The sequence below is a fragment of the Aeromonas sp. 600774 genome (genome assembly GCF_049175075.1).
GTDB classification, from domain to species: Bacteria; Pseudomonadota; Gammaproteobacteria; order Enterobacterales; family Aeromonadaceae; genus Aeromonas; species Aeromonas veronii_A.
In genome coordinates this window covers 331,013-345,856 of sequence record NZ_JAAKUJ010000001.1, presented here as the reverse complement: position 1 = coordinate 345,856, position 14,844 = coordinate 331,013, and the positions used below count along the sequence as shown (strand labels likewise).

Genomic DNA, 14,844 nt, shown 5'->3' with positions numbered 1-14,844 from the left:
AATCCCATGCCGAACTCGTCTCACGCGCCAGCCATCCCCCATCGCCAGCCCGCATCAGGTACGGCTGCCGACGATTCACAGCCAGATTCTCAGCAACAGCCCGGCCAGCAACAAACGCGCCGTCTGCCGCAAGTGGAACAGCTGCTGCAGCAACCCTTTCTCGCCGGTTTTATCGAAGCGCTGAGCCGCCCGCTGGTGACTCAGGCGGTGCGCGACACCCTGAGCGAGCTGCGCCAGAGCGAAGATTTTCGCCAGCATGGCGTTGCCCCCGAGCAGATCGCGGCGCTGATTGCCAAGCGCTGCCGACAGCAGTTGCGCCAGCGTCAAACCCGGGTGATCAACGCCACCGGCACCCTGGTGCATACCAATCTGGGGCGCTCGCCATTAAGTCACGAGCTGTGGGATGAGGTGCGTGACCTCAACACCGGGTACAACAATCTGGAGCTGGATCTCGCCACCGGCAAGCGCGGCGGGCGCAAGGGGCTGATCGCCCCCCTGCTCCGTTGCCTCACCCAGGCCGAGGATTCGCTGGTGGTCAACAACAACGCCGCTTCGCTCTTTTTGCTGCTGCAGGAGGTGGCCAAGGGGCGCGAGGTGATCGTCTCGCGCGGCGAGCAGATCCAGATTGGCGGCGGCTTTCGCATTCCCGATATTCTGGCGCTCTCCGGTGCCAAACTGGTGGAGGTGGGCACTACCAATATCACTACCGCCAACGATTACCTCGATGCCATCACCGATCAGACCTCGCTGGTACTGATGGTGCACAGATCCAATTTCGCCATTCGCGGCTTTACCGAATCCCCCGACATCGGCGAGGTGGCCCGCGCCCTGCCCGAACATGTAGTGCTGGCGGTGGATCAGGGCTCCGGCTTGACCACCGAAGAGTTTGCGCCGGATGAAACCTCGGTACGGCAGTACATCAAGGCGGGGGCAGATCTGGTCTGCTACTCCGGTGACAAGCTCTTGGGGGGCCCGCAATCGGGCATCATCAGCGGCCGCAGCGACCTTATCAAGCGGCTGGAAAAACACCCCATGATGCGCACCTTCCGCCCGAGCCGCATCGTCTACTCCCTGCTCGAACGTCTGCTCATCCACAAGCTCAACAAATCTCCCATCGGTGAGGGCATTGCCCAACGCACCTTGAGCAACCCCGCCGCCATGCAGGCGAGAGCCTCCCAGCTGATGGAAGCCCTGCCCGGCTGTTTTGTGCCGGTCCCCGCCCAGCTGGTGGTGGGCGGCGGCACCTTGCCGGACGAGTTCTACCCGGCCCCTGCGCTGGAGTGCACCGACCCGCGCCCGGCCCAGCAGCTGCTCGATGCGCTGCGCGAACTGCCGGTGCCGGTCATCGCCACCGTGCGCCAGCAGAAGGTGCTGCTCAATATGGCCACCCTGCTGCCGACCGAGATGGAACTGCTGATCGCCCAACTCAGGGAGTTGCTACTGCCCGCCCCGTTCAATGCAACAAATGCGACCGAGGAGCCTTGATCCCATGACCCCCTATCGCGCCGTTATCGGTCTTGCCGGCCACGTGGATCACGGCAAGACCCTGCTGATCAAGGCCCTCACCGGCATCACCACCGCCCGCGCCCACGAGCAGGCCATCGGCATGACCCAGGATCTCGGCTTTGCCCACTTCGACGACGGTCAGGGCAACACCATAGGCGTCATCGACGTGCCCGGCCACGAGCGCTATATCCGCAATATGGTGGCGGGGCTCTGGAGTCTGGATCTGGTGCTGCTGGTGATTGCCGCCGACGAGGGGTGGATGCCAATGACCGGCGATCACCTGCGCCTGCTCAAGGCGATGGGGGTGCCGCGCCTCTTGGTCTGCATCAACAAGTGCGATCTGGTCTCCCCTGACGAGCTTTTGCTGTTGGAGGAGAGCCTGCTGGAGCGGGTGATGGACGAGAGCGGCATGGTGCCCGATATCGTCAGCGTCAGCGCCAAAACCGGCGAGAATATGGCTGCCCTGCACACCGCCATCGTGCGCCAGCTTGCCGAGCTACCTGCCTCACACGCTGCCCACGAGCAGAGCGCCCCGCGACTGTATGTAGACAGGGTCTTTACCGCCAATGGCACCGGCACAGTGCTTACCGGCACCTTGCAACAGGGCCGCCTCAAGGTGGGGGACAAGTTGCGCCTCTACCCCGCCGATCGGGAGGTGCAGGTGCGCTCCCTGCAGGCCTATCACCAGAGCCTTGATGAAATTGGCGCCGTCTGCCGGGTAGCTGTGGGCCTTAAAAAGGTGCCCCACAAGGAGGTGGCCCGCGGTCACTGCCTTACCAGCGCTGCCGGCCAGTGCGAGGCGGCAACCCACCTTATCGTGCGGCTCAACGCCGAGAGCCTGAGCAGCAAGGCACTACGCACGCAGGAGGTGGAAGTGGCCCTCGGCAGCTGGCACGGTCGGGCGCGCGTTGTACCCATCAAGGACACCCAGCTGGCGCGGCTGATCTTTACCAACCCCATCCCCTGCTTCTTCGGCCAGCCGCTTGCCATCATTCGCCACGGCAGCAGCGAACTGCTGCACGGCGCCCGCATCGTCTGGTGCGGCGATATCCATCCCGCCAGACGCAAGGCACTGCACACTCTGCTGGGCGAGCTGCCTGATGACTTGGAGCACTACAACCCGGCCACCCTGCAACTGGGGCTCAATGGCTATGTGCTTGCTAGCCGCTTTGACCAGCGGCCAGAGCAGGTCACCCCTCTCGGTGAGTGGCTACTGGATAACTGCTGGCTGGCCCAAAGCCGCGACCAGCTGCTCGCTACGCTGGCCAGCGAACCGCTTAGTGCCGCCGAGCTGGCAACCCGCTTTGGCATCGCACTGCCGGTCATTCAGGCCCTGCTCCAGCAGCTCAAGAGCGAGCAGCTTGTTCGCCTGCACCATGAGAAGTGGCAGCAGGGCAGCGGCGAGTCGGAAGATGATTTGGGGGAAGAGGCGCAGCTGGTGCTCAAGGTGGTGCGAGATCAAGGCAAGGAGGGGTACGAGCCCGGTAAACTGGGCCCCGGCGGCGTGGAGCTTGATCCCTTTATCACCCGCCAGCTGCCCGCGGCCCTGCAGCAGGGCCTGCTACAAAAAGGCGCGTTGCAAAAGCAGCTGCGCAATCTGGCGAGACTCAAGTATCTGGTGCAGCTCGATGGCCCCATCTACTACGACGCCGAGCTTTACAACCAGATGGTCGCCGCCGTGCTGGCGGGCCAGAAGGTGGGAGATCTGATCGACATGGCATCCCTCAAGGAGATCACCGGCTTGTCGCGTAAATACGCCATTCCGTTCTGCCTGCGCATGGAGATGGATGGCTGGGTGCGGCGCGAGGAGAACGAGCGCCGGGTGCTGCGTTTGCCAGCCACTCAAGATGAGATGGAGCTGGCATGAGCGCCACCATCGCCCCCTCTGTGTCTGCCAATCTTGTGGCCAACCGGCTGCGCCGCGAATTTCATATCGACGGCATCGTACAGGGGGTCGGCTTTCGCCCCTTCGTCTATGGGCTGGCGCTGCGCCACGGCCTTGCCGGTTATGTGCTGAACGATGCCAACGGCGTCACCATCGGCGCCGAAGGATCCCCTGAGCAGCTGGCCAGCTTTGCCCGCGAACTGCGGGAACTGGCGCCGCCACTTAGCCGCATCGATCATTTCAGCGAGCGGGAACTGCCCCTTGCTCATGATCCCGACTTCGATGGCCAATTTCATGGCCAGTTTCGAATTAAAGCGAGCCAGCAGCAGAGCGCGGCCACGGTCGCCATCTCGCCGGATCAGGGAATGTGCGAGGCGTGCGCCCGGGACGTGGCCAACCCCAACGATCGCCACCACCACTACCCCTTTACCAACTGCACCCACTGCGGCCCGCGCTACACCATTATCCGCCGCCTCCCCTACGACCGCCCCCATACCGCCATGGCGGGCTTTGCCATGTGCCCGCGCTGTGCGGCGGCCTATGAAAACCCGCTGGATCGACGCTACCACGCCCAGCCGGTGAGCTGCCCCGAGTGTGGTCCTCACCTCAGCTGGCGCTCCGGCCACGGCGATGCCTTGGCCGAGCGCGTGGATGCCCTGCACGAAGCTACACGTGCCCTGCAAGCGGGGGCGCTGATTGCGGTCAAGGGGATGGGGGGTTATCACCTGATGTGTGATGCCCGCAATGAACAGAGTGTGGCCAGATTGCGAACGCTCAAGCGGCGCGCGCGCAAACCGCTGGCGGTGATGATGGGCTCCCTTGCCGAGGCCAAACTGCATGTCACCGGCAGCGAAGACGAGTGGCAACTGCTCGCCTCTCAGGCCAGACCCATCACCTTGCTGCGCAAGCGCGAAAACGATGATCGGCCGTCAGAATCCCGACTGACAACTGCGCCGCTGGCCGAGGGGATCGCCCCCGGCATCCCCTACCTTGGCATCATGCTCCCCTATACCCCGCTCCATCAGCTGCTGCTGGACGCCTGCGCCATGCCGCTGGTGGCCACCAGCGCCAATGGTCGCGGCAGCCCAATCCTTATCGAGTGCGAGGCGGTGGTCAGGGAACTCGGCCGCGAGATTGACGGCATCCTGGATCACAACCGCCCCATCCTGCACCCGTGCGACGACAGTCTGGTGCAGTGGGCAGGCGGGCGGCGCCAGACGTTGCGCCTCGCCCGGGGCTATGCCCCCTGCACTCCCAGCCTGCAAGAGGCGGTCAAGGCGCCACTGCTGGCAGTCGGAGCGCAGCAGAAGAACCAGCTGGCGCTCGCCTTCGGCCGCCAGCGCATCTACAGCCCCTATATCGGCGATCTGCACAGCCTGCCGATGCAGGAGCACTTCGAGCAGACCCTGGCGACCTTTCGCGATCTCTACGATCTCAAGCCAGAACTGCTGGTCTCGGATCGCCACCCCGGCTACCTCAGCCACCAGTGGGCCAAAAGCTATTGCCAGGATCAGGGTGCAACTCACCTCGAGGTGCAGCACCATCACGCCCACCTGCTGGGGGTGATGGCCGAGCACAACATCACGGGCCCGGTGCTGGGTGTTGCCTTCGATGGCACCGGCCTTGGTGATGACGGTACCCTCTGGGGCGGCGAGCTGCTGATCGCAGACGTTCAGGGATTTGAGCGGGTTGCCCACCTTGCCCCCTTCAAGCTGATCGGCGGCGAAGCGGCCATTCGCGAGCCGGCGCGCCAGCTGCTGGGGCTGCTGTTTGAATCGCACACTCCTGAGCAGATCAGTGCCCTCGATATTCCGTTGATCAAGCAACTGCCCCTTAAGCGGATCAACAACCTGCACCAGCTCTGGCAGCTGGGTCGCAACGCCCCCCATACCAGCTCCATCGGTCGGCTATTCGATGCGGTGGCGGCACTCTTGGGGGTGATCAACACCCCGGATTACGAGGGCGAGGCGGGACTCTTGCTGGAGGCGGCTGCCTTGCAGCTGGCACCCGATGAACAGCCCTTTCCCCTCGCCTTTGATCTCAGCCAATCAGCGGAAGGGCCACTGCAGATCCAGTGGGCCGAGCTCATCAATACCCTTGTCAGCGAGCGGCGCCAAGGCACCTCAACCGCCAGCCTGGCCGCCGGTTTTATCCGCGCCATCAGCAATCTGGTGGTTGCCCTGGCCGAGCGCTTCCCCGGTTATCCGGTGGCGCTAGGGGGGGGCGTCTTTCAAAACCGAGTGCTGATGGATCAGCTTGTTCCCACTCTCGAAGCCGCTGGCAGGCAGGTATTGACCAGCGAAACCCAGCCGCTCAATGACGGTGGCATCGCCGCCGGTCAGCTCTGGTTTGCCATCCACCATCTTGCCACGCACCAGCCTGCCACAGCCGGTTGTGCCACCTTGTCGGAGTCCTGAAATCCATGTGTCTATCCATCCCCTCTCAGGTGGTGCAACTGCACCCCGAAGATAACTGCGTCACCGTCGACACCCTGGGGGTGCAGCGGCGCGTCAGCTGCATGCTGCTCGAAGAGCCCCTCCAGGTGGGCGACTATGTGCTGCTCCATATCGGCTTTGTGATGAGCAAGATTGACGACGAGGAGGCGCAGGCCAGCCTCGAGAGCTTCCGCCAGATGGTGGCCCTGATGCCCAAACAGGATATCTTGCCATGCTGACCCTCAATGATCTCTTTCAGGGCTTTCGCCAGCCCGAGGTGATCCGCGCCCTCGCCGCCCAGATCACCGAACTGGCCAAATTACTCCCCGAACCGCTGCGGGTAATGGAGGTATGCGGCGGCCATACCCACACCATCATGAAGTACGGCCTGCACCAGCTGCTGCCGGCCAGCATCGAGTTTGTCCACGGTCCCGGCTGCCCGGTCTGCATCATGCCCAAAGAGCGCATCGATCAGGCCATCGAGCTGGCCCGCCAGCCCAACGTCATTCTGGTCACCCTGGGGGACATGATCCGGGTGCCAGGCTCCAAAGGCACATTGGCCCAGCAGCGGGCCAAGGGGAGCGATATCCGCCCGGTCTACGACCCCCTCGACGCCCTGCGTATCGCCAAAGAGAATCCGGAGAAAACCGTGGTCTTCTTCGCCATCGGTTTCGAGACATCCACCCCGATGACTGCGGCGCTCTTGGCTGCCGCGGAAGATCAAGGGATCGATAACCTGCTGTTTCATATCAACCATGTGCTGGTGCCCCCCGCCATTCATGCGGTGATGGCCGACGGGGTGGCCAAGGTGAACGCCTTTATCGGCCCCTCCCACGTCAGCGTCATCACCGGCGCCGATATCTACCTGCCCATCGTCGATCGCTATCAGGTGCCTGTGGTGGTGAGCGGTTTCGAGCCGGTGGACGTGATGGAGGCGCTCTTGATGATGGTGCGCCAGAAGGTGGAGGGTCGCTACGCGCTGGAGGTGCAATACAGCCGCGCCGTCACTGCCAGCGGCAATAAAGCCGCCCAGCGGCTGGTCGAGCGCTTTTTCGAGACCCGCGAGCACTTTCGCTGGCGAGGTCTGGGGGATATCAACGCCTCCGCCCTGCGCCTGCGCGATGCCTTTGCCAAGCGCGATGCGGAGGGCTACTTCCAGCTTGATCAGACTCCCATCGATGACCACAAGGCGTGTCAGTGCGCCGATATCCTGCGCGGCCTGGCCAAACCGAACCAGTGCAAAGTCTTTGGCCGGGGCTGCACCCCGACCCAGCCTATGGGCAGCTGCATGGTCAGCTCCGAAGGGGCCTGCAATGCCTACTACCGATATATGGGGATCCAATGAGAGAAATTCAGTTAAGCCACGGCGGCGGCGGTGTAGAAATGAACCAGCTGATCAACCAGCTATTCTTTCGCCACTTTGGCAACGAGATCCTGCTGCGCGGTGAAGATGCCGCCCTGCTGCCGGTGAGCGGCCCCGTTGCCTTCACCACCGACAGCTTTACCGTCTCGCCGCTCTTCTTCGAGGGGGGGGATATCGGCAAGCTGGCCATCGCCGGCACGGTCAATGATCTCGCCATGATGGGGGCCAAGCCAGAGTATCTGAGCTGCAGCTTTATCATCGAGGAGGGCTTTCCCTACGCCGATCTCGCCCGCATCGTCGAGTCGATGGCAGCAGAGCTTGCCAAAAGCGGCGCCCGCATCGTCTGCGGCGACACCAAGGTGGTGCCCAAGGGGGCAGCCGACAAGATCTTTATCAACACCAGCGGGGTCGGCACCTTCCCGCTGCCTGAGCAGAGCCGGGGCATCTCGGTACGCAACCTCAAGGCCGGTGACGCCATTCTGGTGTCGCGGGATATCGGCAGCCACGGCGCCTGCATCCTGATGGCCCGCGACGCCCTGCAACTGGGCTCTGATCTCAAGAGCGACTGCACCACCCTCTGGCCACAGGTAGAAGCGCTGCTAAAAGCGGGGATTACCCCGCACGCCCTGCGCGACGCCACCCGCGGTGGCCTTGCCGCCGTGCTCAACGAGTGGAGCAGCGCCTCCGGTGTTGCCATCGAGCTGGAGGAGTCCGCCATTCCGGTGTGCGATCCGGTGCGCGGACTGTGTGAGCTCTACGGTTTCGAGCCCCATGATCTCGCCAACGAGGGGACCATGGTGCTGGCCCTGCCTGCCGAACAGGCGCAGGACGCACTGGGCATCTTGCGACAATTCAACCCCGCTGCAAGCCAGATCGGCGTTGTGCAGGCGAGCGAGCGCCACAAGGTGATCCTCAACAACCCCTGGGGCAGCCGCCGCTATCTGGAGCTGCCGCAGGGGGAGCTGCTGCCGCGGATCTGTTGAGCAACCATGCCGTTCCGTCAATTACAGGGAGGAGTCACTGCTCCTCCCCATATCGGTTAAGGAGTCACCATGCACGAAATGTCTCTGGCCATGGCTGCCATCGATCTGGCGGCCGAGCAGGCCACCCAGCGGGGCTTTACCAAGGTGACCGCCCTCTGGCTCGAGGTTGGCAGCTTCTCCTGCGTCGACCCGGACACCATTGCCTTCTGTTTCGAGGCGGCCGCCAAGGGCACCGCCGTCGAGGGGGCCCAGCTGCACTTTCAGCACCAGGCGGCAGAGGCCTGGTGTTACGACTGCAACCAGACGGTCACCCTCACCGAGCGCGGGCAGGCCTGTCCCGGGTGCGGCGGATACAAATTACGAGTCGCGCAGGGTGATAGCCTGCGCATCACCGACATCGAGGTAAGTTGATATGTGTAGCGTATGCGGATGCAGCCAGGCGCGGATCGCCGGCCATGAGCACGATCATGAGCATCATCACGAACATGAACATCACCATGAACATGGTCATGAGCACGACCACCATCATGGTCATGACGCCCATCACCATCATGATCACGAGCAGAGTGCGCCGCGCACCCTGATCATTCACCACCACTATCACCATCAGGGGGATGTCCATCACCACTACCACGGGGTGCGAGCTCCCATAAGCTACGAGGGTCATGATCACCCCCACGACCATCATCATGATCATGCCCACTCTCATGAGCACGGCCATTCCCACACGCATCCCCATGATCACTGCCATGACCATGACCATGACCATGACCATGACCATCAGCAGGGTGATCTGCACTATGGCAAAGGGGAAGCGGGATTGTCGGTGCCAGGTATGGGGCAGCGCCAGCTGATCGCCATCGAGATGGATGTGCTGGCCAAGAACAACGCGCTGGCGGCCCACAACCGCGAACACTTCACTGCCGCAGACCAGCTGGTGCTTAACCTGGTCTCTAGCCCGGGTTCAGGCAAAACCACTTTGCTGTGCGAAACTCTGCGCCAACTGGCCGACAAACGCCCCTGCGCGGTGATCGAAGGGGATCAGCAGACCAGCGCCGATGCGGATCGCATCCGTGCCACCGGCGTCCCTGCCGTGCAGATCAACACCGGCAAGGGCTGCCATCTGGACGCCAAAATGGTCCACGACGCCTGCCACCAGCTGCCCGCCAATGAAGGGGGCATCCTCTTTATCGAGAACGTGGGCAATCTGGTCTGCCCCGCCAGCTTCGATCTCGGCGAGAAGTACAAGGTGGCAATCCTCTCCGTCACCGAGGGGGAAGAGAAGCCGCTGAAATACCCGGACATGTTCGCCGCCGCCCAGCTGATGGTGATCAACAAGATCGATCTGCTGCCCTACGTCAGCTTTGACGTGGCCCGCTGCATCGAGAACGCCAAACGGGTCAACCCCTATATTCAGGTGATCCAGGTCAGCGCCACCACGGGTGAAGGGATGGATGCCTGGCTCAACTGGCTGGCCAGTGCTTGAACCGGTTAAACACCGCTGATAACGGTAGAAAACAAGAGAGGGAGGCTGATGCCTCCCTCTCTTTTATCTGCGCGCTTTGCCAACGATTCTCTCTGTATACAGAATGGCCAACGTTTCATACTCGCGCCCCCTCACCCTGGCCCTCTCCCCAGGGTGAGGGAATCGGTTTGTGAATGCTCGCGAGGTGCTCAAAGTACGCACAGCCCCCCAGAAAGTCTGTGGGCTTAACAACCCGTCCTGTTTCCCAAACCCTGAGCGTGGTGAGATGGCACCTTCTGCTCCCTTCTCCCCTTGCGGGAGAAGGGTTGGGGATGAAGGGAGAACGCCAACTCTTAGGCCACGCTACGAGCCATTGCATCCTGCTCAGCAGGCACCTCACCAAAGCGCAGCACCCGATGACAGATCTGACGCAACAGCGCCTGCTGGTGACTGAATATAACCATGCCAAGCCCGCGCTGCTCGCACTCAACCATCAACTCCCGCCAGAGTTGGCGCTGGATTTGCGGATCCAGCTGGGCGGTCACCTCATCGGCAATCAGCAACCGGGTGCGGGGATCGAGGGCGCGCAGCAACGCGATGCGGGCCAGCTCACCGCCGGAGAGCTGGCCGGGTTTACGACCGAGCCACGCAGGCTTGACCATAAAGCGGGCAAGCATGGCGTCATCGGGGCGCCATACATCCCAGAGCGCCTGCCCGGTGGTGCGATAGGGATTGAAGGTGAGCTCCGGGTGCTGGGGCACCAGCTGGATGGGGTTATAGCCTTTTACCTGTTCAGGCACCGACTGCCCATCCAGCAGGATCTGCCCGCCTGCCCGAACAGGCTGCCAACTCGCCAATACCCGCCCCAGCGTGGTCTTGCCATAACCGCTCGGGGCGGAGATGCCGAGCCGTTCGCCCGCTTTCACCGTCAGCGATAACCCCTGCCAGAGGGGTCGCTCCCCCTGGGCGATAGTGAGATTTCGTACTTCAAACATCAGGAAACCTCCGGCACAGAGAAGAGCGCATTGAACTCGGGCAGCGCCTGCCAGTGGGCGCGGAGCATCTCGCTCCCCTGCCCCTGGCGCAGATGATGGCAACTCAAGGTATCGCTCACCTGCCCCTGATGCAGCGCCACGATGCGATCGGCAAAGCGGGCCGCCAGCGCCAGATCGTGGGTCACCCAGAGGATACCGCTGCCCTGATTGGCCAATTCACGCAACTGGCCGAGCAGCAGACAGGCCAGCCCCTCGTCGAGCCAGGCGGAGATCTCGTCTGCCAGAATGTAGCGGGCGCCGCCGAGGGCAGCAGTGCATGCCAGAATGCGCTTGGCCATGCCACCGGAGAGCTGGCGCGGGAATCTGTCCAGGGTGGTCGCGGGCAGCTGGTAGCGCAGCAGTTGCTCGCCGAGCCGCTCGCGAGAACAGCTCTGGCCGCAGAGGCGTGCCGCACGCCCCAGCTGACGCTCCACCGTCAGCAGCGGATTGAGGGCGCTCACCCCCTGTGGCACATAGCAGAGGGTGTGGCCGCGCAAACGGGCCCGGCTGGCATCGCACAGAGGAGTACCATCAAGAGAGATGGTGCCGCGCATCCGCAGATTGTCCGGCAGCAGAGTCAGAGCGCTTTGCAGCAGCAGGCTCTTGCCCTCGCCGCTCCCCCCCACCAGCGCCACTATCTCCCCTGGCGCCAGTTGCAGGCTGATATCGGTCAGCAAAGGCTGCCAGCTGCGCCGCCCCAGCCAGGAGTAGTGGGCCGCCTCTATGGTCACCTGATCAAAACTCAGCATGGTTCACTCCTGTGCCACAACAGCTGTTGCAAGGCGCGGGTAGCCTGATCAAACAGCAGAACCAGCAGCAGCAGCATCAGCCCCGGGAAGAGGGCCAGCCACCAGCCACCGCCGGCCAGATAACGCAGGGCATCGGCCAGCAGCAGGCCCAGCGAGGCCTCGTGGGCCGCCAGCCCAAAGCCGAGAAAGCTCAAGGCCGCGCTGTGCAGCACCGCATGGGGAAACATCAGCAAGGTGCCGATAAACCACTGGGGCAACAGCCCCGGCAGCAGGTGGATGCGCCAGCGACGCAGCGCCCCCATCCCCTGACAGCGGGCCAGCACCACATAGTCGCTGCAGGCGATCCGCCGCGCTTCTGCACAAAGAATGAGTGCCAACTTGGGCCAGTGGGTCAGTGCCACCGCCAGGATCACCCCGCGCATACCGCCCCCCACGGTAAAGCAGATGAGGATCAGCAGCAGCATATGGGGCAGCGCCAGCATGGCGTCGATCACCATTCGCACCGCCGCATCACATCTGGGGTGAATGAGCGACACGCTTGCCGCCATCATGGCCAGCAGACCACTGCAGAGCGCCGTGCTGATGCCGAGTTCCAGACTGGTGAGGGTGCCCTGAAAAGCACGCAACCAGAGATCCCGTCCCATCTGATCGGTGCCGAACCAGTGGGTCAGCGAGGGAGGCTGCTGGCGCGCCAGCAGATCCATCGGCACATCCTGATGAGAGAGGCTCCAGCCGTAAGTGGCCAGCAGCGCCAATCCGAGCAGGGCAAAAACCAACCGCAGTATGGAGGGAAGCGGATTAAACAGCATGCTCACCCTCCCAACCCCGATTGATGCGGGCCAGCAGCAAACTGGCCACCGTGTTGCCAATAAAGACCAGCAGGGTGCAGAAGAGCACGATTCCCATCAGCAGGGGAATATCGCCCCTGAGCCCCGCATCCACGGTGGCCTGGCCGAGCCCCGGATAGGAGAAGACCTTTTCAGCCAAGAGCGATCCGCCAATCAGCTCGCCAAGGGAGGCAAACTGCAGGCAGAGCGCCGGGGTCAGGGCGTGGCGCAGCACATGAAAACGCAGCATGGGCCAGCCACCATCCCCCTGAGCGCGGGCGTAGCGGATAAAGTCGCTCTCCAACACCTCGGCCACCCGCTCCCGGGTGTGCAGGGCAATATTGCCAAGCCCGAGCAGCGCCAAGGTAGCCACCGGCAGCAACAGATGGCGTGCTCGCATAACCCAATCTGCCTCATCGGCGGAGAGGCCCGGCGCCCAGGCGCAGCAGACTGGCAGTAGCGGCCAGTGCACCGCAAACAGGGCGAGCAGCAACAGGCCGACCCAGAAGGTGGGCAAGGAGGCGAGCAGGTAGGCGAAGCGGCAGATAAGGCGATCGGGCCAGCGATTGAGATAGCGACCGGCGCAGAGGCCCAGCAAAATCCCGAAAAAACCGGATAGCAGCCAGGCGCCCGCCAGCAGCAGGAAGGAGGCGGCAAAGCGCTGGCCTATGACTTCACCCACAGGTGCGTTGTAGAGCATGGAGTAACCGAGATCCCCCCGCAGCACCTGGGTAAACCAGTGCCAGTAGCGCAGCCAGAGCGGCTGATCCAGCCCCCAACGGGCAGCTATGCGGGCGTACTGCTCCGGCGGCACATGGAGCAGATCGTTGCCGATATAGGCCTTGATGGGGTCGATGGGGGAGTAACTCAGCAGCACAAAGGTGGCGACCGAGACCAGACATAACAGCCCTGCCAGACGCAGCAGGGCTTTTAGCAACAAATAACCTGAATGACTCAAGGGCGAACTTAACGGCACGTCCACCGCCAATCCTGCAGGTTGTTGAGGAGTGACCAGCTACCGTGGATTTCCGGCGCCCCCTTGCCAAGATCGATGCAACGGTTGGCGAGATAGGTGTGCTGCACGTTTAGCAGCCAGGCCCAGGCCGCATCTCCCTGCACTCCGGCGCCCGTTTTGCCATCCCACTCCACCTGCTGCCAGAACGGCACGGCCGCCTGCCAGTTCGGGGCATCCAGCGCCTGCTTGAGGTGGCCATCCACCACAGGGTTGCTGTAGTAGCCCGGATTGTAGAACTCCACGCCACCGGAGCCGCTCTGGTAGTGGTGATAGAGCTCCATGGGATCCAGACTCCCCCACCCCATCAGCACCGGATTGGCGTGCATCTCCCGCTCCACCTGCTCCCAGCTGCCGGACTTGAGGCTCACCTCAAGGCCAATGGGTTTGAGCATGGCCCGCACCGCTTCCGCCAGATCCCGGCGGGTGCTGTCGCCACTGGTGTACCAGAGGGTAAAGGCTGCGCGCAGATTGCCCTTGTGGCGGATGCCGTCACTGCCCATCTTCCAGCCCGCTTCGTCGAGCAGGGCGTTGGCATGGGCCGCATCCCCATCCTTGAAGGCAGTTGCTTTGTTTAGCCAAGGCAACCCTTCCACCGCGCTGTAGGCGGGGATGGCGTGTCCTTCCAGCAGCTGGTCGGCCAGCAGCTTGCGGTCGATGGCGTAGTTGATGGCGCGGCGCACCGCTACATCCGAGGTCACATCGTTGCCGATGAGATAACCCTTGGCATCCTTGCCACCCGCAGGCGGAATAGGGAAGACGATGCCACGGTTCTCCACACTCGGCCGCACCCAGAGCTTGAGGGAAGCAGGCACGGTGGGCGCCAGTGACGGGGCAATGCGCACCACATCGAGCTGGCTACTCTGGGCCGCGGCATAGGCGCTCTCTTCATCGATAAAGACAAAGACCAGCCGTTTGAAGTCATTGTTGCCGCCGGCGTAATAGGGGTTCGCCTCCACCACCAGTTGCTGGCCGGGCAGGAAGCTTACCAGCCGGTAGGGGCCGGCGCCGACCGGCTTTTGGGCATATGCTTTTGCGTCGTAATCCTGCTTCGACACTATCCCCAAAGATCCCAGCACGTTGACAAAGGTGCTCTGGGGGGCACTCAAGGTGATGGCAACCTCGGTGGGTGAGAGCACCTTGGCCGAGACAAAGTTGCCCATGTCGATCTTACCGCCGCCCTTGGCTGCGCTGTTGTAGGTAAAGGCCACATCTTCGGCGGTGAGCGGCGCACTGTTGGAGAATTTCAGGTCAGGCTTGAGGGTAATGAGCCACCCCTTGCCATCCTTGCTCGGGGTCACCGATTGGGTGAGCACGTTTTGCCAGCTGAGATCGGCGTTTTGTTTGAGCAGCGGACTGTGCAGCAGCAGGTAGCTGCCGTGGCTCCAGCCGAGCAGAGGGTCAAACCCTTCGGTGGGTTCAGCTCCGATGGCGAGCTTGAGCTCGGCAGGCACAGGTTGGGCAGCGGCCAGCGCCGCGTGAGAGGCGGTGCCCACCAGCAGAGTCAACAGGGCGGCAGCACTGGTGCCACAGTAATAGCGAAGAGAATTGCGTGGAACAGTCATGGGGATCCTTCTTGTTTTGT

The 14,844-nt window shown here is 63.0% G+C and carries 14 protein-coding genes; 8 read left to right on the top strand and 6 right to left on the bottom strand.

Annotated features, from left to right (window positions below; translation table 11 throughout):
• Positions 1-6 precede the first annotated feature (6 nt).
• From selA to hypA, 7 genes are all read left to right on the top strand, one after another.
• Positions 7-1,485: an L-seryl-tRNA(Sec) selenium transferase gene (gene selA, locus G5171_RS01445; RefSeq protein ID WP_421259719.1), complete on the top strand. Its 1,479-nt coding sequence runs from the start codon at positions 7-9 to the stop codon at positions 1,483-1,485.
• Between the two features lie 4 nt (positions 1,486-1,489).
• Entirely contained in the window at positions 1,490-3,373 is a 1,884-nt protein-coding gene (gene selB / locus G5171_RS01440; protein ID WP_421259718.1) for a selenocysteine-specific translation elongation factor, read from the top strand.
• A complete protein-coding gene (hypF, locus tag G5171_RS01435) occupies positions 3,370-5,808 on the top strand; it encodes a carbamoyltransferase HypF (RefSeq protein WP_421259717.1) in 2,439 nt (812 codons plus the stop codon). Before selB ends, hypF begins: the two co-directional genes overlap by 4 nt.
• Before the next feature lie 5 nt (positions 5,809-5,813).
• Entirely contained in the window at positions 5,814-6,065 is a 252-nt protein-coding gene (locus G5171_RS01430; protein WP_257697510.1) for a HypC/HybG/HupF family hydrogenase formation chaperone, read from the top strand.
• Complete coding sequence (hypD, locus tag G5171_RS01425; RefSeq protein WP_421259716.1) at positions 6,059-7,171, top strand: hydrogenase formation protein HypD; 1,113 nt, start codon at positions 6,059-6,061, stop codon at positions 7,169-7,171. The genes G5171_RS01430 and hypD overlap by 7 nt, the downstream gene beginning before the upstream one ends.
• Positions 7,168-8,172, top strand: a complete 1,005-nt coding sequence (hypE, locus tag G5171_RS01420; RefSeq protein WP_279989571.1) for a hydrogenase expression/formation protein HypE — start codon at positions 7,168-7,170, stop codon at positions 8,170-8,172. The genes hypD and hypE overlap by 4 nt, the downstream gene beginning before the upstream one ends.
• Positions 8,173-8,241: 69 nt before the next feature.
• A complete protein-coding gene (gene hypA / locus G5171_RS01415; protein WP_010633719.1) occupies positions 8,242-8,583 on the top strand; it encodes a hydrogenase maturation nickel metallochaperone HypA in 342 nt (113 codons plus the stop codon).
• Here hypA and G5171_RS01410 read toward each other — a convergent pair.
• Entirely contained in the window at positions 8,561-8,941 is a 381-nt protein-coding gene (locus tag G5171_RS01410; RefSeq protein WP_421259715.1) for a hypothetical protein, read from the bottom strand. The two genes, hypA and G5171_RS01410, sit on opposite strands and share 23 nt — an antisense overlap.
• Here G5171_RS01410 and hypB point away from each other — a divergent pair.
• On the top strand, positions 8,822-9,658 hold the full coding sequence (gene hypB, locus G5171_RS01405) for a hydrogenase nickel incorporation protein HypB (protein ID WP_421259804.1): 837 nt from the start codon (positions 8,822-8,824) through the stop codon (positions 9,656-9,658). The genes G5171_RS01410 and hypB overlap by 120 nt on opposite strands.
• Positions 9,659-9,990: 332 nt before the next feature.
• Here hypB and G5171_RS01400 read toward each other — a convergent pair whose 3' ends face one another.
• The 5 genes from G5171_RS01400 to G5171_RS01380 are packed head-to-tail and all read right to left on the bottom strand — an operon-like array spanning position 9,991 to position 14,824.
• Positions 9,991-10,632 (bottom strand): ATP-binding cassette domain-containing protein, encoded by a 642-nt coding sequence (locus tag G5171_RS01400; protein WP_421259714.1) that lies wholly within the window; start codon positions 10,630-10,632, stop codon positions 9,991-9,993.
• Positions 10,632-11,420, bottom strand: a complete 789-nt coding sequence (locus G5171_RS01395; protein WP_421259713.1) for an ATP-binding cassette domain-containing protein — start codon at positions 11,418-11,420, stop codon at positions 10,632-10,634. The genes G5171_RS01400 and G5171_RS01395 overlap by 1 nt, the downstream gene beginning before the upstream one ends.
• A complete protein-coding gene (locus G5171_RS01390) occupies positions 11,414-12,229 on the bottom strand; it encodes an ABC transporter permease (protein ID WP_416034699.1) in 816 nt (271 codons plus the stop codon). The genes G5171_RS01395 and G5171_RS01390 overlap by 7 nt, the downstream gene beginning before the upstream one ends.
• Positions 12,219-13,229, bottom strand: a complete 1,011-nt coding sequence (locus tag G5171_RS01385) for an ABC transporter permease (protein ID WP_421259712.1) — start codon at positions 13,227-13,229, stop codon at positions 12,219-12,221. Before G5171_RS01385 ends, G5171_RS01390 begins: the two co-directional genes overlap by 11 nt.
• Entirely contained in the window at positions 13,214-14,824 is a 1,611-nt protein-coding gene (locus tag G5171_RS01380) for an ABC transporter substrate-binding protein (protein WP_421259711.1), read from the bottom strand. Before G5171_RS01380 ends, G5171_RS01385 begins: the two co-directional genes overlap by 16 nt.
• Positions 14,825-14,844: the final 20 nt, after the last annotated feature.

Excerpts from the sequence above, each read along its gene's own strand:
- selA (WP_421259719.1), top strand. The coding sequence starts at position 7 with ATGCCGAACTCGTCTCACGCGCCAGCCATCCCCCATCGCCAGCCCGCA.
- hypE (WP_279989571.1), top strand. The coding sequence starts at position 7,168 with ATGAGAGAAATTCAGTTAAGCCACGGCGGCGGCGGTGTAGAAATGAAC.
- hypF (WP_421259717.1), top strand. The coding sequence starts at position 3,370 with ATGAGCGCCACCATCGCCCCCTCTGTGTCTGCCAATCTTGTGGCCAAC.
- G5171_RS01380 (WP_421259711.1), bottom strand. The coding sequence starts at position 14,824 with ATGACTGTTCCACGCAATTCTCTTCGCTATTACTGTGGCACCAGTGCT.
- selB (WP_421259718.1), top strand. The coding sequence starts at position 1,490 with ATGACCCCCTATCGCGCCGTTATCGGTCTTGCCGGCCACGTGGATCAC.
- G5171_RS01430 (WP_257697510.1), top strand. The coding sequence starts at position 5,814 with ATGTGTCTATCCATCCCCTCTCAGGTGGTGCAACTGCACCCCGAAGAT.
- hypD (WP_421259716.1), top strand. The coding sequence starts at position 6,059 with ATGCTGACCCTCAATGATCTCTTTCAGGGCTTTCGCCAGCCCGAGGTG.
- G5171_RS01395 (WP_421259713.1), bottom strand. The coding sequence starts at position 11,420 with ATGCTGAGTTTTGATCAGGTGACCATAGAGGCGGCCCACTACTCCTGG.
- G5171_RS01400 (WP_421259714.1), bottom strand. The coding sequence starts at position 10,632 with ATGTTTGAAGTACGAAATCTCACTATCGCCCAGGGGGAGCGACCCCTC.
- hypA (WP_010633719.1), top strand. The coding sequence starts at position 8,242 with ATGCACGAAATGTCTCTGGCCATGGCTGCCATCGATCTGGCGGCCGAG.
- G5171_RS01410 (WP_421259715.1), bottom strand. The coding sequence starts at position 8,941 with ATGGTCATGGTCATGGTCATGGCAGTGATCATGGGGATGCGTGTGGGA.
- G5171_RS01390 (WP_416034699.1), bottom strand. The coding sequence starts at position 12,229 with ATGCTGTTTAATCCGCTTCCCTCCATACTGCGGTTGGTTTTTGCCCTG.